Source organism: Variovorax sp. KK3 (assembly GCF_001984055.1).
Classification (GTDB): domain Bacteria; phylum Pseudomonadota; class Gammaproteobacteria; order Burkholderiales; family Burkholderiaceae_C; genus Variovorax.
In genome coordinates this window covers 1-21,216 of sequence record NZ_LYVO01000014.1, presented here as the reverse complement: position 1 = coordinate 21,216, position 21,216 = coordinate 1, and the positions used below count along the sequence as shown (strand labels likewise).

General features: G+C 66.8%; 21 protein-coding genes. 10 read left to right on the top strand and 11 right to left on the bottom strand.

Annotated elements, in window-relative coordinates:
• The first annotated feature begins 129 nt into the window (after window positions 1–129).
• Window positions 130–390: a hypothetical protein gene (locus B0W80_RS09185; protein WP_076998889.1), complete on the top strand. Its 261-nt coding sequence runs from the start codon at window positions 130–132 to the stop codon at window positions 388–390.
• A 26-nt stretch (window positions 391–416) separates the two neighbouring features.
• Here the strand turns inward: B0W80_RS09185 and B0W80_RS09180 are convergent, their stop codons facing one another.
• Window positions 417–635: a hypothetical protein gene (locus B0W80_RS09180; RefSeq protein WP_076998819.1), complete on the bottom strand. Its 219-nt coding sequence runs from the start codon at window positions 633–635 to the stop codon at window positions 417–419.
• 243 nt (window positions 636–878) lie between these two features.
• On the opposite strand from B0W80_RS09180, the gene B0W80_RS09175 reads away from it, so the two are divergent.
• Window positions 879–1,286, top strand: coding sequence for a hypothetical protein (locus B0W80_RS09175; RefSeq protein ID WP_076998818.1), 408 nt, complete (start codon window positions 879–881; stop codon window positions 1,284–1,286).
• 21 nt (window positions 1,287–1,307) lie between these two features.
• On the opposite strand, the gene ybaL is transcribed toward B0W80_RS09175, so the two are convergent.
• Together ybaL and phbB are read right to left on the bottom strand one after the other, a co-directional pair.
• Window positions 1,308–2,999: a YbaL family putative K(+) efflux transporter gene (gene ybaL / locus B0W80_RS09170; RefSeq protein ID WP_076998817.1), complete on the bottom strand. Its 1,692-nt coding sequence runs from the start codon at window positions 2,997–2,999 to the stop codon at window positions 1,308–1,310.
• Window positions 3,000–3,115: 116 nt separating this feature from the next.
• Window positions 3,116–3,853: an acetoacetyl-CoA reductase gene (gene phbB, locus B0W80_RS09165; protein ID WP_076998816.1), complete on the bottom strand. Its 738-nt coding sequence runs from the start codon at window positions 3,851–3,853 to the stop codon at window positions 3,116–3,118.
• Between the two features lie 202 nt (window positions 3,854–4,055).
• Between phbB and B0W80_RS09160 the strand changes: the two genes are divergently transcribed.
• On the top strand, window positions 4,056–4,925 hold the full coding sequence (locus B0W80_RS09160; protein ID WP_076998815.1) for an endonuclease/exonuclease/phosphatase family protein: 870 nt from the start codon (window positions 4,056–4,058) through the stop codon (window positions 4,923–4,925).
• Here the strand turns inward: B0W80_RS09160 and B0W80_RS09155 are convergent.
• The 3 genes from B0W80_RS09155 to phaC all read right to left on the bottom strand — a co-directional run bounded on the left by B0W80_RS09155 (window position 4,887) and on the right by phaC (window position 11,718).
• Window positions 4,887–8,297 (bottom strand): hypothetical protein, encoded by a 3,411-nt coding sequence (locus B0W80_RS09155; protein ID WP_143684537.1) that lies wholly within the window; start codon window positions 8,295–8,297, stop codon window positions 4,887–4,889. The genes B0W80_RS09160 and B0W80_RS09155 overlap by 39 nt on opposite strands.
• 460 nt (window positions 8,298–8,757) lie before the next feature.
• A complete protein-coding gene (locus B0W80_RS09150; protein WP_076998813.1) occupies window positions 8,758–9,936 on the bottom strand; it encodes an acetyl-CoA C-acetyltransferase in 1,179 nt (392 codons plus the stop codon).
• Window positions 9,937–9,987: 51 nt separating this feature from the next.
• Window positions 9,988–11,718, bottom strand: coding sequence for a class I poly(R)-hydroxyalkanoic acid synthase (gene phaC / locus B0W80_RS09145; protein ID WP_076998812.1), 1,731 nt, complete (start codon window positions 11,716–11,718; stop codon window positions 9,988–9,990).
• 104 nt (window positions 11,719–11,822) lie between these two features.
• Between phaC and B0W80_RS09140 the strand changes: the two genes are divergently transcribed.
• Window positions 11,823–12,119: a hypothetical protein gene (locus B0W80_RS09140; RefSeq protein WP_076998811.1), complete on the top strand. Its 297-nt coding sequence runs from the start codon at window positions 11,823–11,825 to the stop codon at window positions 12,117–12,119.
• Here B0W80_RS09140 and pgeF read toward each other — a convergent pair.
• On the bottom strand, window positions 12,051–12,818 hold the full coding sequence (pgeF, locus tag B0W80_RS09135) for a peptidoglycan editing factor PgeF (RefSeq protein WP_179106864.1): 768 nt from the start codon (window positions 12,816–12,818) through the stop codon (window positions 12,051–12,053). The two genes, B0W80_RS09140 and pgeF, sit on opposite strands and share 69 nt — an antisense overlap.
• Window positions 12,819–12,820: 2 nt before the next feature.
• Window positions 12,821–13,459, bottom strand: coding sequence for a maleylacetoacetate isomerase (maiA, locus tag B0W80_RS09130; protein ID WP_076998887.1), 639 nt, complete (start codon window positions 13,457–13,459; stop codon window positions 12,821–12,823).
• A 104-nt stretch (window positions 13,460–13,563) separates the two neighbouring features.
• On the opposite strand from maiA, the gene B0W80_RS09125 reads away from it, so the two are divergent.
• The 5 genes from B0W80_RS09125 (at window position 13,564) to B0W80_RS09105 (ending at window position 17,752) form a co-directional block, all read left to right on the top strand.
• Window positions 13,564–14,265, top strand: a complete 702-nt coding sequence (locus tag B0W80_RS09125) for a fumarylacetoacetate hydrolase family protein (RefSeq protein WP_076998810.1) — start codon at window positions 13,564–13,566, stop codon at window positions 14,263–14,265.
• A 58-nt stretch (window positions 14,266–14,323) separates the two neighbouring features.
• Window positions 14,324–14,875, top strand: a complete 552-nt coding sequence (locus B0W80_RS09120; RefSeq protein ID WP_076998809.1) for an NUDIX hydrolase — start codon at window positions 14,324–14,326, stop codon at window positions 14,873–14,875.
• Between the two features lie 23 nt (window positions 14,876–14,898).
• Entirely contained in the window at window positions 14,899–15,378 is a 480-nt protein-coding gene (locus tag B0W80_RS09115) for a CreA family protein (protein WP_076998886.1), read from the top strand.
• A gap of 1 nt (window position 15,379) precedes the next feature.
• On the top strand, window positions 15,380–17,161 hold the full coding sequence (locus B0W80_RS09110) for an ABC transporter ATP-binding protein (RefSeq protein ID WP_256856523.1): 1,782 nt from the start codon (window positions 15,380–15,382) through the stop codon (window positions 17,159–17,161).
• 63 nt (window positions 17,162–17,224) lie between these two features.
• Complete coding sequence (locus B0W80_RS09105; RefSeq protein ID WP_076998808.1) at window positions 17,225–17,752, top strand: murein hydrolase activator EnvC; 528 nt, start codon at window positions 17,225–17,227, stop codon at window positions 17,750–17,752.
• Between the two features lie 13 nt (window positions 17,753–17,765).
• Here the strand turns inward: B0W80_RS09105 and B0W80_RS09100 are convergent, their stop codons facing one another.
• Complete coding sequence (locus B0W80_RS09100) at window positions 17,766–19,373, bottom strand: phospholipase D family protein (protein WP_076998807.1); 1,608 nt, start codon at window positions 19,371–19,373, stop codon at window positions 17,766–17,768.
• Window positions 19,363–19,800, bottom strand: a complete 438-nt coding sequence (locus tag B0W80_RS09095; RefSeq protein WP_076998806.1) for a DUF1810 domain-containing protein — start codon at window positions 19,798–19,800, stop codon at window positions 19,363–19,365. Before B0W80_RS09095 ends, B0W80_RS09100 begins: the two co-directional genes overlap by 11 nt.
• Before the next feature lie 121 nt (window positions 19,801–19,921).
• Here B0W80_RS09095 and B0W80_RS09090 point away from each other — a divergent pair, with 121 nt between their 5' ends.
• Window positions 19,922–20,194, top strand: coding sequence for a hypothetical protein (locus B0W80_RS09090; protein WP_076998805.1), 273 nt, complete (start codon window positions 19,922–19,924; stop codon window positions 20,192–20,194).
• Here B0W80_RS09090 and B0W80_RS09085 read toward each other — a convergent pair.
• A complete protein-coding gene (locus B0W80_RS09085; RefSeq protein WP_076998804.1) occupies window positions 20,169–21,053 on the bottom strand; it encodes an intradiol ring-cleavage dioxygenase in 885 nt (294 codons plus the stop codon). The genes B0W80_RS09090 and B0W80_RS09085 overlap by 26 nt on opposite strands.
• Between the last annotated feature and the right edge of the window lie 163 nt (window positions 21,054–21,216).

Below are 21,216 nucleotides of genomic sequence, written 5' to 3'. Positions count from 1 at the left end.
GACCCGACGAGCCGGGGCCATGCATTGCATGGCTCCGGCTTTTTACTGTGGGGCGGGCGCATCTTCTGCCCGGAGAATGGAAAAGTGCCGAGCGCGTCCAGCGCGGAGCGCGGCACAATCTCACCCAGCATGACGCAGCAACTGCCCCACCCTGACGACCTGAGCGATGAGGAACTGGCCGAACAGGCACAAGCCTGGCGGCGGCTCGCATTGCGCGGAGACCGGAGCGCCCGGGCACCGGCCCATGCTTACGAAACGGCGCTCCGCGAGCGCACGCGGGCCTCTGTGGCCGCCGAGTTGATCGCCAGCGCGAGCGCCGCCCCCGCGCCGAAGCGTCCCTGGTGGCGCCGCCTGTGGCCCCTGTCGGCCGAGCAACGCGTCACTTCCTGAAGAATGCCCGGAGCGCTGCCACTGCTTTAGTTGCGCGGACCGTCCTTGCCGAACATCTTGCGCAGTGCCGCAACCCCGGCCACCAGGGCGTTGGCATAACTGGCCTGCGGATCGGTGGCAGCCTCGAGTGGAAGATAAGGCAGCGCGTCTTCGATGGCGTAGTCGGCACCTTCCATCAATACCCAATAGAACTCTCCTTCCTCGAGTTCGTGCACGGTGAGCGCGATGTTTCGCAGTTGCGGCATGTGGTGTCTGAGCGGGTATTCCAAGTAGGCAGCCTGATGCTATTCAGGCCATGCGTTACGACCAAGTTACAAATTCACGGTTAGCAGAAAATGTGAACGGAAAGTATTCATTCCGAGCTTTCCACACATCTACCAAAGACAGCAGAACGCACCGGCGCCCTAGGGGCTTTTCCTACATCAACCCCGTGCGGGCAGGCCTAAGCTGACTTTCCCGTCAGAAGTCGCTGGACTGGAGGAGGCCTCATGAAGCATTTCATCCTCGACCCGCACATGTGCGCTGCGTTCGGGGGAGCGTTCTACCCCACCGGGCATTCGATGGTGATGTTCCCGAGCGCAGACGATGCGAACCGGGTCGGGCATCAGCTGATCGACCAGGGCTTCAGCGGTGACGAGGTCTACCTCATTCCACCCAAGACGCTGCTCTCGCAGATCTCGCCGACGGTTCGGGACGACGCCGACACGCCGCTGCCTTCGGCGGGGACCGATGGCGCGACCGTGCGCATGTACACCAAGCTGGCGCGCGAAGGCCAAACCGGCCTGCTGGTGAAGACCGAGAACCGGGCCACCGCGGAACGCCTGATGGAGGTGGTGCGCCAGGTGCCTTACTCGGTCGCCGAGCGGTACTGCCGCCTGGTCATCGAAGACCTCTAGCGCCGCGCAGTTGAGGCCGCGTCAGGCCGGTGCAGCGCGGCTGATGACCGCGCGGGCCATCGACTGCGCGAGTTCCTGCTCGCCGAGGAGTACGGTGGCCGCAGTTTCCTGCGACAGCAAGCGGGCTTCGTCTTCGTTGTGGCTGCGGATGACGGTCTGGATGGCCGGATTGAGCGTCCTCGCCGCCTCGATCATCTGACGCACGTTGATGGCATCAGCCGTGGCGACCACCAGTACGCGCGCACGCGCGATGTGCGCCTGGATCAACACGGCCGGATCGGCCGCATCACCCCACACCGCAGCCTTGCCGTCGGCGCGAAGTTTCTCGACCAGCTCGCGGTTCTGTTCCGCCACCACGAAAGGCAGGTCGTGCGCCGCCAGTTCCGCGGCGATCCGCCGACCGACGCGGCCGTAGCCCACCAGCACCACCTGGCGCGAGAGGTACTTGGCCTCGGTCGTCATGGGCAGTTCGGCCAGCGGATCGTCGCGCTCGGCCAGCCCGCGCAGCAGGCGCGAATGGCCATGCAGCCATCGCTGAAGCGGCTCGATCAGCCCGAACCACAGCGGATTGGTGGCGATCGAAATCAGCGCACCCGCCAGCAGCAGGCTTTGACCTTCCTGCGGCAGCAACCCCAGCGAGACGCCCAGCGCCGCGAGGATGAAGGAGAACTCGCCGATCTGCGCCAGGCTCGCACTCACCGTGAGCGCCGTGCCCAGCGGATAGCGCAGCAGCAGCACCAGCACGCAGGCCGCGATCGACTTCCCCACCACGATCACCAGCACCACCGCCAGCACCTGCAACGGGCGTTCGATCAGCACCGCGGGGTTGAAGAGCATGCCGACCGAGACGAAGAACAGCACTGCGAACGCGTCGCGCAGCGGCAGCGACTCTTCCGCGGCGCGATGGCTGAACTCGGACTCCCGCATCACCATGCCCGCGAAGAAGGCACCCAGCGCGAAGGACACGCCGAACAGCGCCGCCGAGGCGAACGCAATGCTCACCGCTGCTGCCACGACGCACAGCGTGAACAACTCGCGCGAGCCGGTGCGCGTGACCTGCCACAAGAGCCAGGGAAAGACCCGCCGCCCCACCACCAGCATTAGCACCACGAAGCCGCCGACCTGCAGCAGCGTGACACCCAGGGTCTGCCAGACCGGCGCCGCGCCCGGGCGTGCCACGTTGCCGCCCAGCACCTCGGCCAGCGGCGGCAGCAACACCAGCACCAGCACCATGGCCAGGTCTTCCACGACCAGCCACCCCACTGCGATGCGACCGGTGAACGATTCGAGAATGCCCAGGCTCTCCAGCGCACGCAGCAGCACCACGGTGCTGGCCACCGACAGCGCCAGCCCGAAGACCAGCGCGCCGCCCAGGCTCCAGCCCCACCACGTGGCCAGTGCGCCGCCCAGCAAGGTGGCCACTGCCATCTGCACCAGCGCCCCCGGCAGCGCGACCTTGCGCACGGCGAGCAGGTCGTCGAGCGAGAAATGCAGACCCACACCGAACATCAGCAGCATCACGCCGATCTCGGCCAGCTGTGCCGCGATTTCCGCATCGGCCACGAAGCCGGGGGTGAACGGGCCGATGATGACGCCGGCGAGCAGATAGCCCACCAGGGCCGGCAGCCGCAGGCGCGCTGCGAGAAAGCCGAGGATCAGCGCCAGGCCCAGGCCGGCCGCGACGGTGTTGATGAGTGAGACGCTGTGGGGCATTGGCTTGCATTGTGCAAGACCATGGGCCGCTCGCCCGGCGAAGGCCGTCTAAAACCGTTCGAAAAAAGAAAAGACCCGCCGAGGCGGGCCTTTGCAGATGGCTCGCGGGCCCTGCCTCAGTGCATATGCAGGCCACCGTTGACGGAGAAGTCGGCACCCGTCGAATAGCCGCCTTCGTCGGTTGCCAGCCACGCGATGATGGACGCGATTTCGCTGGGCTCGCCGAGGCGCTTGACCGGGATCGTGCCCACGATCTTGTCGAGCACTTCCTGGCGAATGGCGCGGACCATGTCGGTGCCGATGTAGCCCGGGCTCACGGTATTGACCGTCACGCCCTTGGCTGCCAGCTCCTGCGCCAGCGCCATCGTGAAGCCGTGCATGCCGGCCTTGGCTGCCGAGTAGTTGGTCTGGCCGGCCTGGCCCTTGGCGCCGTTGACCGAGCTGATGTTGATGATGCGGCCCCAGCCCTTCTCGACCATGTCGCTTACCACCTGCTTGGTGACGTTGAACATGCTGTTGAGGTTGGTCTCGATCACCGCGCTCCAGTCCTCGGGCGTCATCTTGAGGAACATGCGGTCGCGGGTGATGCCCGCGTTGTTGACCAGCACGTCGATGCTGCCGTGCTCTGCCTTGGACTTGGTGAAGGCTTCCACCGTGGACTGCCAGTCGCCAACGTTGCCGACCGAGGCGTGGAATTCGTATCCCAGCGCCTTCTGCTCTGCCAGCCACTTGCCATGGTCCCGCGTGGGGCCGCAGCCCGCGATGACGGTAAAGCCGTCTTTGTGAAGGCGCTGGCAAATGGCGGTACCGATTCCTCCCATGCCGCCGGTGACGTATGCAACTTTTTTGCTCATGATTTTTCCCTCGGGGTTGACGCGCCCGAACAGGCGCGATTGACTGTAGCCAAGTTTCTCACGCCCCCCGGCTCAGGAAAACACTGACCCCTCAATGCAACGGGGTGTCACAGAGGCTGCGTCGCATATCGACTTCGATAAAGAACGATATCGTCCATCTCGCGACGGCCCTGTGCTCTGTCACCACGAATCCCATCGACCCATGAAGCTCGTCACTTGGAACACCCAGTGGTGCCTCGGCCTCGACGGCATGGTCAGCCCCCTGCGCATCGTCGAGGAGGCGCGTGCGCTGGCCGACTTCGACGTGCTCTGCCTGCAAGAGATCGCTTCGGGCTACGACCGCATGCCTGGCGCGCCCGGCGACCAGCCGGCCGAGCTGCGCGCCCTGCTGCCGGGCTTCCAGCTTTTCTTCGGCGCGGCTGTCGACGAATTCGACGCCGCGGGCCGGCGCATGCGCTTCGGCAACCTGATCGCGACGCGACTGCCCGTCGCGCAGGCGAGGCACCATCCGTTGCCCTGGCCTGCCGATTCGGCCGTGAGCACCATGCCGCGGATGTGCACCGTCGTCACGCTGACCAGCCCCGGCCTGGGTCCGGTACGCGTGATGACGACACACCTCGAGTACTACTCGGCGAACCAGCGAGCGGCCCAGACAAGGGCATTGCGTGCCCTGCATGTCGAGGCTTGCCAGCAAGCGGCCGCACCGCCGAAGGCCGAACACGACCACTCCCCTTTCCAGCCCAAGCCACACACGCAGCATGCGATCTTGTGCGGCGACTTCAACATGCCGGCTACCGACCCGGCTCAGGCAGTCATTCAGCAAGGCTTCGACCTCGTGACTCCAGGCGGCGGCCCGGGTGCACGATTGCACGACGCCTGGCCGGCCCTGCATGGCGAGCGGCCGCACGACCCGACCTTCCGGCTTTTCGACAAGCGATACGGGTCGGACCCGGCCGCCTTCGACTTCTTCTTCGTGAGCGAGACGCTCGTGCCGCGTCTGACGCGAATCGAAGTCGATGGCCGGACACGGGCCTCAGACCATCAGCCAGTCCTGCTCGAGCTCGAAGGCTGAGGCACGGGCGCGCGCATCGCCCTTCTGCGCACGCCTGAACAGAGGCGCAGCAACAGCGGCCGAACGCGACTTTTCGAGCAGCGCCTGCCGGCGCTCCGCAGCCTCGCGGCTCTCACGCTCCATGGCGAGCATGTCGTTCGCGCACGTGTCGGGCAGACACCCGCGCAGCGTCGCGAAGTCCTGCGCTGTCAGCGCGTGCGCGAAGGCGCGCGTGTCTTCCGAGGTCTTGAGGGTTTCCATGTGGCTCGGCACGCCCAGCAGCCCGCCGGTAAGGTTGAAGAGCAGGTGTCGCGCCTCGTTGGGCAGATGCGCTGCTGCAACGGCTTCGCGCGACTTGTCCAATGCCTCGGGGCTGTCGAGCAAAGTTCGGATCACGGTCTCGGACGCCCGCGCTTGCGCGGCCTTCTCGTTCTGCCGCGCGGTCTCCGCGGCAAAGGCCAATGCCTGATCGGCATTCGGCAATTGCAGACTGGCCGCCTTGGCGAGGGCTTGCAGCTTCGCCTCGGTCAAGGGCTTCTGCCGCGTTGCCAGGGCCAGAGTTGCCTGCGCATGGTCGTTGCGCAGGCGGCGAGTCATCGTCGAGTCAGTCCTCGAAGGCATGCCTTCCAAGATCAAGTGCGTGCGCAGCGCCAACGCCACATCGGAGGCGGCATTCCGGGCTGCCAGTGTCTCGGAAATCGCCGCATCGTAGAAGCCATCGCCGTACCACTTGGCGAATGCGGCTTTGGCTCGTCCACTGTCGGCATGGAACTGCTCGTGGGCGGCCAAGCCTTCGGTACCGAGTTGCAGTTCTCCGTCACGCGTCAACAAAGCATCCCCGTTCGGAAGCATCCTCGAAACGCCCGGCGTCGCCAGTGTCGACGGGTGGCGTTGCAGGCCCCACCGTTCCATGAGCTCCACGGAAAGGTCCGCCGCGCCGGGGCCGTCGTAGGAATTGCGCCACTGTGCGGCGAGTTGCAACGCTGCGGCCTCCGCACTGATGCCGCTTTGCTGCATATGCACCTGCAGGCGTACCTCGCCCCGCCGTGCCAGGAGCGCCATCTCCAACCCGTTGTCATCCGTATCGACCGGCAATCCGAGTTCTTCGAGCAATGCCGCCCTGACCCTGTCGTCTTCCGGCATGAGCACGTCGCCCGAGCGGCGCCGATACACGCCCAGAAACTCGAGGAACTCGCAAAGGTTGTCGTGCGCCTTGCACATGGCGGAGAAGGCCGAAGCCATCGCAGGGTCTCGGTTCGGCACCACTGATCCGTCAGGAAGCTGGCGCTCGGCAGGCTGATCGGGAAACAGGGCCTCGTCTGCCAAGTCGAGATCGACGCGCGTGAGTTCGACCGCCATGTCCGCCACCAGCACCTGCACGACTGCATGCACGGCGTGCTCAGGGTTCTTCCACGCCTCAGCAATCTCCTTCTTCAAGTCGTCGGGCACTTTGCGCCAATCGTGGTGCCACTGCAGCCCGCCGGTCGCGCGCATCATCTTCACGTAGGAAATCGTGCGCTCACCTTCGGGACCGACACCCTTCGAAGGCGTGCCCTGCTTCGCCGTCCGCGATCCGTCGCGGCGGTTGCTCATGATGCCATCGACGACCTTGTTCCCTGGGGCGAACAGCTTCTCGAAACCTTCATCCTTGCGCATGGCTTGGCGCTCGCCCGTGCCCGAACTTTGGTGCAGGCCCACATGCTGATTCAGTCTTTTCAGAAACTGGATGACCTGGTCAAGATTTTTCACCGTCGCAGTCGCGCGCATGAGACGTTCCGCCTGCAGCCGAGACGTGGCACGAGCAGAAGTGCGCGTGCCGTAATCCGCGTCGACTACGATGCCCTGGAAAGTGATCGCCGAGCGGTCGAACGGCCCGTCCTTGAGCCGGAGCGCGTCGCGCAGTTCCACGATCCGCGATGCGCCCCCGGTCCGCACAGAGCTTCCTCCCACGCCTTCCATCAAGCGCACCTGTGTGCCGGGAAAGGCCGTAGCGATGTCCAGAAGCGCTTCCAGCGCGCGCGCCGTCTCCAGCATCTGGCCGACCTTGCCTTCGCGATTGACCAAGTCGCTGCCCGCGACCATCAAATGAACCACTTGTGGCAGCGGCTTGCCTTCGGCCCTCCGCTGGTCGAGCATTTCGATCAACGCCTTGGAGATGCCTGCCGTCATGTCACCCTCTTCGATCAGCGGCATGACGACCACCCCGCCCTCCGGGTCGTCGAGCCATGTCATCACCCCCTGCTGCCGCATCAACGCGATGGTCTTTCCGAAGTGGGCAGGGTTGTCGCACTCGGCAATGATGACGGTGCCGACATCGCCTCCCAGCGCCTTGATCTCCTTGAACCGCAGCGCAAGGGCTCCCATCGCTTTGACATCGACGATCTCGGTGTTGTCCTCCGACGTTCTCCACAGTCCGCGGTCACCGCCCGCAGTGAAGCGGAAGTGACCCTTGGCGCCACTGGTGCCAAATCGTTCGACGACATCTTTCAAGCGCGGATGGTCTTGTCCGATGAGCTTGAGCAACGCCTCTTGTTCGCTCGACTCGCTCTCGCCGGCTCCGAGCTTGCCCGCGGCATCCGGATAGCCTGGCATCTCTATGAACTCGAAGTTGTCCGTCTGCGCGTTCAACCGGCCAGGCTCGCTCAACCAGCCGACCACGCTGCCCCAATAGTTTGCGGTCGATTCAATGCGCTCGATGTCTTCGTCGTCCAAGCCCTCTCGTTTCGCCAACGTGACATAGGCACTCCACATGGCATAGCGCAGATGCGCCCGCTGCAGGAACATGTACCCAGGCAGCGCATCGGGATGTCCGTCCTGGTCGTACGCACCCCACACCTCCGGTCGGGCCGTGCAAGCCAGCAACGCGTCACGGTCGGCGACGGTCGGCAGCGCCCCAAGTTCTTCGTGCAGCGCGACAGCCTGATTGGCGATGGCTTCGGCCATCATCGGCATCTCGTCGTGGACCAGCGAAGGCTTGTTCCATTGCTCCGGTTCGACGGGCGGCAACAGCCGCTCCAGAACCTCGATGCCCTGGAGCGGCGTGTGGCCCGCAAGATGTTCGTAGACCTGCCGGTAGGCGTTGCGCATGCTCGCCGTGCGTGAATGCGTCGGATGCGATGTGGGCACGGCGACCAGGGCACGGTTCGTCCTGGGCACTTTCCAATCGGCCTCGAGGCACGCCTTGTCACGGGCCACGATGGACGTCGACATGTTCAGTTGGCGTAGCAGTGCGACGTAGAAGCCAAAACCGGGATTGGTTGCGAAGAACTTTTTGAGGTAATGGGAACGGAGTTCTCCCAGCTCGACGAACAGGTTCCCGTCGACAGCCGCTTGCGCCTGCTCGAAGGTCTCGTTCCTTGCGCAACTCAGACTCTTCTTGTAGTCCTCGATCAACTTCAACCGCCGGCCTTCGGGGCTGCCCGGCGGGACGGAGTGCTCCTTCGTTTCAGGAGTGACAACGTCGGATGATCGAGGGAGGATTGGGCGCTGGATGAATGACTTGGAAGGCGTCGTAAGCATGAGGGTCTGTGCTCTCGTTGCACCACGCCAATGGCACCGTGCCCGCCAGTCGAAGACAAGCGGGCACGAAACGGGCACTTGGTGAATAGCGGACCCCGTTGCCGCCGCTGCGGCAGCAGCGGCAGGCCTCCCGATTGGCGCCGCTTCTGTCACCAAACCGTCTTGTTGGTTCCAGCATTGGCGAGAATCGCAGCCCCCTTGGGCAACGGAGTTTTCAGGCCTCTCGCCATCGAGCGACTTCGAGCGACTTCGAGCGAAGCCGTCGATGACCATGGAAGGCGACTGCGCATCAAGGCAGCGACCCGCGGGCCGCTTCCTGTGCGCAGGTGGCGACTCAGCGTTCGATCGTCAGCGCGACACCCATGCCGCCGCCGATGCACAGCGAGGCGATGCCCTTCTTTGCGTTCTGGCGCTGCATTTCGTGCAGCAGCGTCACCAGGATGCGGCAGCCGGATGCACCGATCGGATGGCCGATGGCGATGGCGCCGCCGTTCACGTTGACCTTGTTGATGTCCCAGCCCATCTCGCGGTTGACCGCGCAAGCTTGCGCCGCGAAGGCTTCGTTGATCTCGAGCACGTCGAGGTCGGCGGGCTTCCAGCCGGCACGCTGCAGCGCCTTCTGCGAGGCCGGCACCGGGCCCATGCCCATGAAGGCCGGGTCGAGGCCGGTGCTCGCGTAGCTGGCGATGCGGCCCAGCGGTTTCAGGCCCAGGGCCGCGGCCTTCTTGGCGGTCATCACCATCACCGCGGCGGCGCCGTCGTTGAGGCCCGATGCATTGCCCGCCGTCACGCCGCCGGCCTTGTCGAAGGCAGGGCGCAGGCCGGCCAGACCTTCGGCGCTGGTCTTGCGGTTGATGAACTCGTCCTTGTCGAACACCACCGGGTCACCCTTCTTCTGCGGGATGGTGACGGCGACGATCTCGTCCTTGAACTTGCCGGCGTCCTGCGCGGCAGCCGCCTTGGTCTGGCTGGCCAAGGCAAGCTCGTCCTGCGCCGAGCGGCTGATGTCGTACTTCTTGGCCACGTTCTCGGCCGTGATGCCCATGTGGTACTGGTTGTACACGTCCCACAGGCCGTCGATGATCATCGTGTCGACCAGCTTCCAGTCGCCCATGCGCTGGCCGTTGCGCGAATTGGGCAGCACGTGCGGCGCGAGGCTCATGCTCTCCTGTCCGCCGGCGATCACGATCTCGCTGTCGCCCGTGGCCACGGCCTGGGCGGCCAGCATCACGGCCTTCAGGCCCGAGCCGCAGACGGCGTTGATGGTGAGCGCGGGGGTTTCCTTGGCGACGCCGCTCTTCAGCAGCGCCTGGCGTGCCGGGTTCTGGCCGCTGCCCGCGGTGAGCACCTGGCCCATGATGACTTCACCGATCTGGTCGGCGCCGACCTTGGCGCGTTCGAGCACTTCCTTGATCACGATCGAACCCAGCTCGGTGGCCGGGATGCCGGCGATCGAGCCGCCGAACTTGCCCACGGCCGTGCGCGCGGCCGAAACGATGACGATGTCTTCCATGGTGTGTGCTCCGAGGCTGGGGATTGAAATGAGAAACGGAAACGAACGAGATCAGGCCTTCGCCTTGACGTAGCGGCCCGGCGCGGGCTCGATCGCCTGGTAGGCGCTGCCCTTGCCGTAGGACTTGGGGGCCGGGATCTGCCTGCCCGCGTGGGTCTTGAGCCAGTCGGACCAGTCGGTCCACCAGCTGCCGGGGTGCTCGGTGGCACCAGCCAGCCACTCGGCCTGCGTCTTCGGCAGCTTGCCGTCGGCGCGGATCCAGTGGCTGCGCTTCTTTTTCGCGGGCGGATTGATCACGCCGGCGATGTGGCCCGAAGCGCCCATGACGAAGCGCTTCTTGCCCTTGAGCAGTTGGGTGGAGGCGTAGGCGCCGCCGATGGGCACGATGTGGTCTTCGCGCGAGCCGTAGATGTAGACCGGTGCCTCGATGCTTCCCAGGTCGACCGGCTCGCCGGCCACCGTGAGCGCGCCCGGCACGGCGAGCTGGTTCTCGTGGTAGGTGTGGCGCAGGTACCAGCAGTACATGGGCCCCGGCAGGTTGGTGGCGTCGCTGTTCCAGTACAGCAGGTCGAAGGGCGGGGGCGTCTCGCCCTTCAGGTAGTTGCCGACCACGTAATTCCACACCAGGTCGTTGGGCCGCAGGAAGCTGAAGGTCGACGCCAGCTCGCCGCCCTGCAGCAGGCCGCCCGACTGCATCTGCATCTCGCGGAAGCGGACGAAGGCCTCGTCGATGAAGATGTCGAGGATGCCGGTGTCGTCGAAGTCCAGCAGCGTGGTGAGCAGCGTGACCGAGGCGGCCGGCTGCTCGCCGCGCGCAGCGAGCACCGACAGCGCGGTCGACAGGATGGTGCCGCCGACGCAGAAGCCGAGCGTGTCGATCTGGCCGCCCTTCTTGTCCTGCCCGGTGATTTCGCGCGTGACCTGGATCGCCTTGATGGCGGCGTCCTCGATGTAGTCGTCCCACGTGTAGTGGCTCATCGAGGCATCGGGGTTGCGCCAGCTGATGACGAAGACGCGATGCCCCTGCTCCACGCCATATCGGATCAGCGAGTTCTCGGGCTGCAGGTCGAGGATGTAGAACTTGTTGATGCAGGGCGGCACCAGCAGCAGCGGGCGCTCGTACACCTTGGCCGTGAGCGGCTTGTATTCGAGCAGCTGGAACAGCTCGTTCTCGAACACGACCGCGCCCTCGGTGGTGGCGACGTTGCGGCCCACTTCGAAGACGCTTTCGTCGGTCATGCTCAGGTGGCCCTGCCGCACGTCCTTCAGCAGGTTCTGGATGCCCTTGGCGATGCTCTCGCCCTTGGTTTCGACGGCCTTCTTCTGGGCGTCGGCATTGAAGGCGATGTAGTTGCTGGGGGCCGACGCGGCGACCCATTGCTCGACCGCGAAGCGCAGGCGGGCCCGCGTCTTCTCGTCGGCCTCGACGGCTTCGGCCATGCCGAGCAGCGTGCGGGTGTTGAGCAGGTACACCGCCGCGGAGAACGAGGCCACCGGGTTGCTGCCCCACGCTTCGGCGGAGAAGCGCCGGTCGAGCCGCGTGCGCTCGGCCATGTCCTGGCGCCACAGCGCAGTGGCTTCTTCGACGTACTGCTGCTGCAGTTCCTGGAGCTTGGTGGGGGAGAAGGAGAGCCGGGGCATCTCCATGTTCATGTTCAGGCCGGGCGCTGCGCCGCTACCGAGCGACTGAAAGGATGCGAGGGCCTTTTCCCACCCCTGCGTCAGTGCCTGCTGGAAGGGCGCGAAGGTCTGCTCCGCTGCCGTCTGTTCTTGTTGTCCCATGTCGTCTCTCCTGATTCCTCGCCTTGTCGCAACGGCGTTGAGTATGCTGCATCCGGCAGGGGCCGACCAGCGTGGCCCGCCAAACCATCCCGAAATCCTCGCCTATGCACCTTGTCGTCATTGCCTGGCTGTATGTCACCCTCATGATGGCAGTGGCCGAAGCCACCAACACCAACGGCACGGTGCTCGGCGCGGTCTTCACCTTTCTACTCTACGGCCTCATGCCGGTGGCACTGGTGGTTTACCTGATGGGCGCACCGGGCCGGCGCAAGGCCATCCGCGAACGCGAGGCCGCCGAGCGCGAGGCCGCGATCCGCGCTGCCGCGGCGAACTCAGCCGCGCCAGATGCAGGCGGCGAATCGCCCGCTGGTCCGATCCCGCCGATGCGAGAAAAAGAGTAACGGGTTGTTCACGGTGCACCAGGCGATGCTGCCGTCGTTGCCGTAGACCTGCGCCACGCCGGCCGCACGCAGACGCTGGCGGGCAAGGCCTGCAAGATCGGCCGTCCACTTGCCGGCCGCGACGCCAGGCCTGAAGCATGACGCCGCCTCCGGTGCCGCGGCGGCGAAGACGGCCCGCACTTCGTCACTGACCTCGAACGCATCCGGCCCGATGCAGGGCCCCAGCCAGGCGATCAGATCCGGAGGCGCCGCTTCGGGTGCAAAGGCCCCGACGGCCCGCTCGAGCACGCCGGCCGCGAGCCCGCGCCAACCCGCATGCGCGGCGGCGACGCGGCGACCCGCGCGGTCGGTGAAGAGCACCGGCAGGCAGTCGGCCACCATGATCGTGCAGGCGACGCCATCGGACGTGGTGGTGCAGGCATCGGCAGCGGCGCCGTCGGTGCTGGCGCACTCCAGTGTCTGCAACGCAGTGCCATGCACTTGTTGCAGGAACACCGGCCGCGCGCCGATCGCATCGCGCAGCCGCACACGGTTGATGGCCACGTCGCCCGGCGCATCGCCGACGTGGTCGCCGAGATTGAGGCTGTCGTAGACACCGCGGGACACACCGCCCTGGCGCGTGGTGCACAGCGCCTGCACGCCGGGCGGCGCGGGCCAGTCGGGCACCAGCACCTGCCCGAGCGCTCCGCCGAGCGGCACGCTCAGGGCTCCGCGTCGGGGCAGCGCGATGGCTGCGCGCGCTGGAAGGCATCGAGCTGCATGCAGGCTTCGAAGGCCGCCATCGTGCGCGGCAGCCCGCTGAAGTCGCAGTCGAAGCGCTGGCCGTTGAATACCTGCGGCACCAGGCAGCAGTCGGCCAGGGTGGGCGTGTCGCCCCAGCAGTAGACGCTGGCCGGGCGCTGCGCAAGCTGGCGCTCGAAGGCCAGCATGCCCTCGCGCACCCAATGGCGGTACCAGGTGTTCTTGGCGTCGTCGCCGATCTTCAGCTCGCGCACGAGGTACTTCAGCACGCGCAGGTTGTTGAGCGGATGGATCTCGCAGGCGACCGACTGCGCCAGCGCGCGCACGTGGGCGCGGCTCACCGGGTCGCGCGGCAACAGTGCGGGCTCGGGATGGATCTCGTCCAGGTATTCGATGATCGCCATCGACTGCGAGAAGCGCTCGCCGTCGTCTTCGAGCAGCGGCACCAGCATGTCCGCCGAGATGGCCGAGAAGGGCCCGGTCTTGTGATCGCCGCGCGCGATGTGCACCGGGATGTAGTCGTAGTCCAGCCCCTTGAGGTTGAGGGCGATGCGCACGCGGAACGACGCGGAAGAGCGGAAATAGTTGTGCAGCTTCATCATGGGCCCGAGCATAGCCCGCCTCCCCGCCGCGAGGCAAAAGCCGGCAGCGGCCGTCGCCCTCTGGCAAACTGCCGCTTTCGCTCGATAAGGACTTTTCCCCCATGGCTTCCGAATACGTCTTCACTCCGCCGGCGACGGTATCCCTGCCGGTGGTGGGCCAAAGCGCGCGTTTCCCGGTTCACCGCATCTACTGCGTGGGCCGCAACTACGAAGAGCATGCGAAGGAAATGGGCTTCACCGGCCGCGAGCCGCCCTTCTTCTTCATGAAGCCGGCCGATGCGGTGGTGGTGGTCGATGCCGGCAGCACCGGCACCATGGCCTACCCCACCCTCACCAAGAACCTGCACCACGAGATCGAATTGGTGGCAGCCATCGGCACCGGCGGCAAGAACATCAAGGCCGCCGATGCGATGAAGCACGTCTTCGGCTTCGCGGTCGGGCTGGACATGACGCGCCGCGACCTGCAGGGCGACATGAAGAAGCAGGGCCGCCCCTGGGACATCGGCAAGAGCTTCGAGCAGAGCGCACCCACCGGCCCGATCGTGCCGGCGGCCGAGGCCGGCGACATCCAGAACGCCGAGATCTCGTTGCAGGTCAACGGGCAGGACCGCCAGCGCAGCAACGTCGCTAAGCTGATCTGGAACATGGCCGAGACCATCGAGCACCTGTCCGCCGCCTGGGAGCTGCAGCCCGGCGACCTGATCTTCACCGGCACGCCCGAAGGCGTGAACGCGGTGGTGTCCGGCGACACGCTGGTCGGCCAGGTCGCGGGCCTGCCCACGCTCACGGTCAAGATCGCCTGACCCGCCGCGCCTTTCTTCGGCCGCACTCGTCAACCACGCCCACTCCGCTCATTCCACGATGCTCCTGCGCGTCCCCATCAAGCACTGCAAGAACTGCGGCACCGCAGTGGTCTACCGCCTGCCCGACGACGGCGACACGCGCGAGCGTGCGATCTGCCCCGCGTGCCACACCGTGCACTACGAGAACCCGCTGAACGTGGTGGGCACCATCCCCGTGCTGGGCGATCGCGTGCTGCTCTGCAAGCGCAACATCGAGCCCCGCTGGGGCAAGTGGACGTTGCCTGCCGGCTTCATGGAGCTCAACGAGACCACCGCGCAGGGCGCGGGGCGCGAAACCGATGAAGAAGCCGGCGCCGAGTACGAGATGGAAGGTCTCTTCGCTGTGATGAGCGTGGTGCGCGTGGGCCAGGTGCACCTGTTCTACCGGGCGCGCCTGCTCAGCGACAAGTTCGACCCGGGCCACGAGACGATCGAGGCGCGGCTCTTCACCGAAGAAGAAATCCCCTGGGACGAGGTCGCCTTCCGCACCGTGCGGGAAGCGCTGACGCTCTACTTCGAGGACCGGCGCCGCGGCAGCTTCGACCGGGTCCACACGGTCGACATCACATGAGGCACATGAAGCGCATCGAGCGCATGAAGCAGCTTCGCGCACTGCTCTGCTGCGCCCTGCCGCTGGTGCTGGCCACGCCCGCCTCCTTCGCCGAGCCGGTGGGCGAAGTCGACACCGCTTTCAAGCTGATCGGGCCCGACCACAAGATCGTGGTCGAGGCCTACGACGACCCCAAGGTCAGCGGCGTCACCTGCTACGTCTCGCGTGCCAAGACCGGCGGCGTCTCGGGCGCGCTCGGCCTGGCCGAGGACAAGGCCGAGGCCTCCATCGCCTGCCGCCAGGTCGGGCCGGTGCGCGTGACCCAGCCGTTGCCCAAGCGCGAAGAGGTGTACAGCGAACGCCTGTCGATCCTCTTCAAGCGCCTGCGCGTGGTGCGCATGGTCGACGCCCCGCGCAACACCCTGGTCTACCTGACCTACTCCGACCTGTTGATCGACGGCTCGCCCAAGAACAGCGTGACCGCGGTGCCCATCGACCGCGCCACGCCGATCCCGCTGAAGTAGGGTGAGCAGCGCCTACAAGCCGACCCACGCCATCGGGGAGCTGTACCGCGCACTCTGGCGCCACGCCGAGGGCGCCCGCGGCCAGTTGCTGGGCGCCACCGCGATGCTGACCAGCTCGCAGCTGATGCGGCTCACCTTGCCCTGGCTGGCCGGCCAGGCCATCAATGCGCTGCAGACCGGCGACTTCGCGGGCGCCGGCCGCTGGATCGCCACGCTGGCGGGCATCTACCTGCTCTCGTGGACGATGCACGGGCCGGGCCGCATCCTCGAGCGCAACGTTGGCCTCAAGGTGCGCGAGTCGGTGGCCGATGCGCTCTATGCCCGCATCTCCGCGGCGCCGCTGGCCTGGCACGACGGCCACCACTCGGGCGAGTTGCAGCACCGCGTGCACCAGGCCAGCCGCGCGCTCTTCGACTTCGCGCAGAACCAGTTCATTTACCTCACCAACATCGTCAACTTCATCGGGCCGCTGGTCGCGATCACGCTGCTGTCGCGCACCAGCGGCGCGGCGGCGATGCTGGGCTACGTGGTGATCGGCATCGTCATCGTGCGCTTCGACCGCGCGCTGATGCACTACGCGCGGCTCGAGAACGACGCCGACCGGCGCTACGTGTCCGCCCTGCTCGACTTCTTGTCCAATGCCTCGACGGTGATCGGCCTGCGACTGTCGGCCGCGTCGCGCCTGCTGCTGCGCGGCCGCATGGCCGCGCTGTCGATGCCGCTCAAGCGCATGGTGGTGCTCAACGAGGGCAAGTGGTTCTCGGTCGACGTGATGGGCCTGGCCCTGACCTGGGGCCTGGTGGTGGTCTACGTGTGGCAGTCGCGGACGCCGGGCCAGGCCGTGATGCTGGGCGGCGTGTTCATGATCTACCAGTACGCACAACAGGCCGCGGGCGTGGTCAGCTCGATGGCCGCCAACTTCAGCTTCTTCGCGCGCATGCACACCGACTACGGCAGCGCGGCGCCGATCTGGCTCGCACCCGCCCGCGCCGAAGACCCGACGCGGGAGCACATCGAGGCGGACACCGCATGGCGTTCGCTGCGCATCGACGGACTCGACTGGAAGTACCAAGCGCGCGGCACCCGGGCCGAGGCGAACGAACATGCGCCGAGCGGCTTGCATGGGGTGGCGCTCACGCTGGGCCGCGGCCAGCGGGTGGCGCTGGTCGGCCCCAGCGGCGGCGGCAAGAGCACGCTGCTGCGGGTGCTCGCCGGGCTCTATGCGCCCTCGGGCGGCACGGTCGCGATCGACGGGCAAACGGTCGCCTGGTCGCGGCTGCGCGAGATCGCGACGCTGATCCCGCAGGAGATCGAGGTATTCGAGGCCAGCGTGCGCGAGAACCTGGGTTTCGGCCAGCCGCAGGACGATGCGGCGATCCGCGCGGCCCTGCATGCCAGCACCTTCGACGAGGTGCTGGCCTCCACGCGAGGCGACCTCGACACGCCCTTGTCGGAGCGCGGCTTCAATCTGTCGGGCGGTCAGCGGCAGCGCCTGTGCCTGGCGCGCGGCGTGCTCGCGGCCCGCGACAGCTCGTTGCTGCTGCTCGACGAACCGACCAGCGCACTCGATGCCGCCACCGAACGCCACGTGCTCGAACGCATCGGCCAGGCCTTCCCCGAGGCCTGCATCGTCGCGTCCATCCACCGCCTGAGCCTGCTGGAACGATTCGACACCATCGTGCTGATGGAGGCCGGCCGCGTTGCAGATGCCGGCCCGCGCGACGAGGTGCTGGCCCGCCAGCCATCGCTCGCGCAGCAGCGGGCCCACCCACACAAACCCTAGATTCGTCGAGGTCCTACAACCCGAAGGGGAACCACGGGTGTCAAAATGGCCTCGAAAAACGCCATGCAATCCAAGTCCCTCGCCCTCCGCACCGGCATCCTCGCCGCTGCGGCCGCCAGCCTTGTGGCCTGCAGCACCACCCCGCTGCCGCCGCAACGGCCATTGCCATCCTCCATCCCCGCGGTGCCGCCCACGCCACCCAAGCCGCCGCCGCCTGCGCCAGCCGCCTTCGTGCGGCCCGCCTCGGGCCCGACCCTGGCCCGCTTCGACGGCAAGAACAACAAGGGCCTCGACATCGCGGGCAGCCTGGGCGATCCGGTCGTGGCCTCGGCCGACGGCCGTGTCGTCTATGTCGGCAGCGAGCTGCGCGGCTACGGCAACATGGTGATCGTCAAGCACAACGACACCTTTCTCACCGCCTACGCCCACGCACAAAACATCGTCGTCAAGGAAAAGGACGTGGTGCGCCAGGGCCAGAAGATCGCCGAGATGGGCAGCAGCGGCACCGATCGCGTCAAGCTGCATTTCGAGGTGCGCAAGCAAGGCGTGGCGGTGGACCCCGAGCCCTATCTGAGCGGGCAACTGCGCTGAGGCGCAGCAAGCGCTAGAGCAGGCTCTCGGGCACCAGCGGCGCGAACAGCTCGAGCTTGAGCCGCGAGCCGAAATCGGTCTCGGGCTCGTTGTGCAACACGACATCGGGTCCGCCGTCGGTCGCCGGACTCACCCACTCGATGCCGCCGCGCGGGCCCAGCCGCAAGTGGTAGGCCGCGTCCATGGTGATGAAGCCGATCAGGCTGGTCAGCTGGGCGGCGATCTGCGGGCTGTAGATGAACAGGCCCAGCTCGGTGTTGTGCAGGTCCGAGCGCGGGTCGAAATTGAGCGAGCCGAGGAACACCACCTTGCCGTCGACCACTGCCGACTTGCCGTGGAGCCGCCCGCTGGCCGAGCCGAAGACGCCGAAGCGCTGCGTCTGCTCCACGCGCTTGGGGCTCAGCTCGTACAGGTCCACGCCCAGCTGCAGCAGCTCGGGCCGGTAGCGGCGGTAGCCCAGGTGCACCAGTGATTCGTCGGTGGCGGCGAGCGAGTTGGTCACCAGCGTGAAGCGCACGCCGCGCTCGCGCAAGAGCCGCACCGACTGCATGCCGCCGCGGCCGGGAATCAGGTAGGGCGTGGTGATCAGCGCATCGCGCTCGGCCGCGCGAACGATTCGACGAACATTGAAGAGCACGCCCTCGGGTGCGTCGGCCGCGATCTTCGGCCGCAGCTCGGGCGGGCCCAGCGCCTTGTGCGGCGTGTCGGCATAGGCTTCGGCGCGCGCCCAGGTGAGCTGGAGTTCGCCTTCGTCCATGTCCTCGCCGAGCCCGCGGTAGCCCAGCAGGTCGCGCTCGATCGGCGTCTGCGGCGCCCAGATCGCCGCGTCCATGGTCAGGTCCTCGAAGCGCTGCCGCAGCTCGCGCGCCGGCGCATCGGGGGGCGACAGCGATTCGACCGGATAGACGTAGGGGCTGTTCCAGTACATGTCGAACAAGGACGACAGGCGCGGCACCACCGCGCCCGTCACCAGCGTGTCGATGTCGATGAAGTTCGAGCCCGCATCGCGCATGAAGTATTCGTTGGCGATGTTGCGTCCGCCGACCACCGCCATCGCGTTGTCGGCGACGAACAGCTTGTTGTGCATGCGGCGGTGGATGCGGTCGATGTCGAAGAGCGACGCGGCCAGTCGCGTCGAAAGCCGTTCGCGCCCGGCGGGAAAGGGATTGAAGAGGCGCACCTCGACGTTCGGATGCGCGGCCAGCGCCACCAGCAGGCGGTCGGCGCCGGCGGTGTAGAGGTCGTCGATGAGCACGCGCACGCGCACACCGCGCTCGGCCGCGTCGCGCAGCGTGCGCAACAGGTAGCGGCCGGTCTCGTCGTTCTGCACCAGGTAGTACTGGATGTCGATGCTGCGCTGGGCGCGGCGTGCCAGTTCGAGCCGCGCGTGCATCGAATAAGCCGGCATCGGCAGCAGCCTGAAGCCGCTCTGCGCCCGGTCGGGCGCGCCGGCCCAGGCGATGCGGCCGAGTGCGGTGTTCTCGGTGCCGCTCAATGCCTCGGAGGGCGTGCGAGCCACGTCCCTCGGCAGTCCGGCGCAGCCCGCAAGGACGACCGTCAGCAGGCAGCCCAGCGCCCATGCGGCGATGCGGCACGAGCGCCCCACCCGCTCAACCGGCATGGCCGCCCTCGATCCGGGACATCGTCCCGTGATCGGACTTTCCGCCGAAGTACTTTTGCAGGCAATCGTTGAACACGGGCTCGGCCGGATCGGCCGTGTCGAACAAGGTCATGGACGACCAGAACTTCATGTCGTCGGGCGCGCCGAAGATGCGGCTGACCCCGTGACCCTGCACCGCGAGCACCAGCGCGCTGCATTCACGCAGCCGTTCGCCGAGGACCCGATGGTCGAGGTACGCGCGCGCCTCGGCCAGCGAGCCGATCGCGTAGCGCTGCGCCATCTCGCTGCGGCCGAGGCCGGCGATCTGCGGAAACACGAACCACATCCAGTGGGTGCGCTTGCGCCCCGTGCGCAGCTCTTCCCGGACCGCATCGATGACGGGGTCCTGTGCATCGACGAAGCGTTGCAGGTCGTAGGGGTGTTTCATTGCGGCAGTGCAGGCATGTAGGCGGCGTCTTTCTCCACGTGGCGAAGTATGCCGCGCCGCGACTGTAGTGCTTTGGCTTTCAATCCACAGCACCAAGAATGAGAGACAGCCGAGACACAAGATGTACTGCGAAGCGATCCTCTGCGCCGACACCCACACCGTGCGGTTCGCCATCTACCCCGATGGACTGGACGGTCCCCGCATCACGGCGCACATCTCCGAAGCCGCACTGCGCGCCTTCGGCCACGCACTCCCCGAAGAAGACCTGACCGTCGCCTGCGAGGCCCACTTCGACTGCATCGAGGCCAAGGCGCTGGAGCGATACCGCAGCTCGCCGTCCAGCCCGATCCTGCTGGATCTGGAGGACGTCAGCGTGTGCGCCCTGCCGCACTGACGGCCGGGTTCAACACGAAGTCGAAGTCCAGGGTGTAGAACGGCTCTTCGCTTCGACCGCCGTCCGGCGTGGGGCCGGGCGGGTGTTCCACCCAGTCGGCGATGAGCGAGCCGCGCACGCCGAAGACCGAGTCGGAGTCGAGGTACTGGTCGCCGTCGCGGAACACGTGCGTGATCAGTCGCTCGAAGCCCGGCGCCGTGATCATGAAATGCAGGTGCGCCGGCCGCCACGGGTGGCGCCCCAGGGCATCGAGCATGCGGCCCACGGGCCCGTCGTGCGGGATCGGGTAGGCCTCGGCCCGGATCGACTTGAAGTGGAAGCGGCCTTCGGCATCGGCATGCAGTGTGCCGCGGGCGCGGTGGCCGTGCTCGCCCTGGTACTGCACGTCGTAGAGGCCGTCGGCGTCGGCCTGCCACACCTGCATCTCGGCATTGGGCACCGGGCTGCCGTCGATCGAGAGCACGCGGCCGCGCACGTAGCAGGGCTCGCCGCGCGCGCCATTGGCCACATCGGCGCCCAGCGCGTACTCGGGTGAGCCCTCGACATGAAAGGGCCCGAACACGGTCGACTCGGTGCATGCGTGCGGCTTGCGGTTGTTCAGCGCCGTGACCAGCATCGACAGCCCCAAGGTGTCCGACAGCAGGATGAATTCCTGGCGCTTGTCGTCGGTGATGTGGCCGACGTCGGTGAGGAAGCGGATGCCTTCGAACCACTCGGCTTCCGTGAGCCGAACGTCGCGCGCGAAGGCGTGCAGGTGCTGAACCAGGCTGGTCATGATCTCGCGCAGTCGGGCGTCGGGCGCGCCCGTATGCCGGGCCAGCACGGCCTGGGTGATCGTGTCTTCGTCGAGGTTGCGCATCGTGGTCTCCTTGCTTGCAGGCCGACACTATGAGGCGAGCGTGCGGCCGTGCCCAGCGCCTTGGTGGAAAACTGTTTTGCGCCGTCGCCACTGCGACTTGGACCTACCATCGGGCCCATGTCCGTCGCCTCCTTCGCCTACACGAGCCAGCCCCAAACTGTTG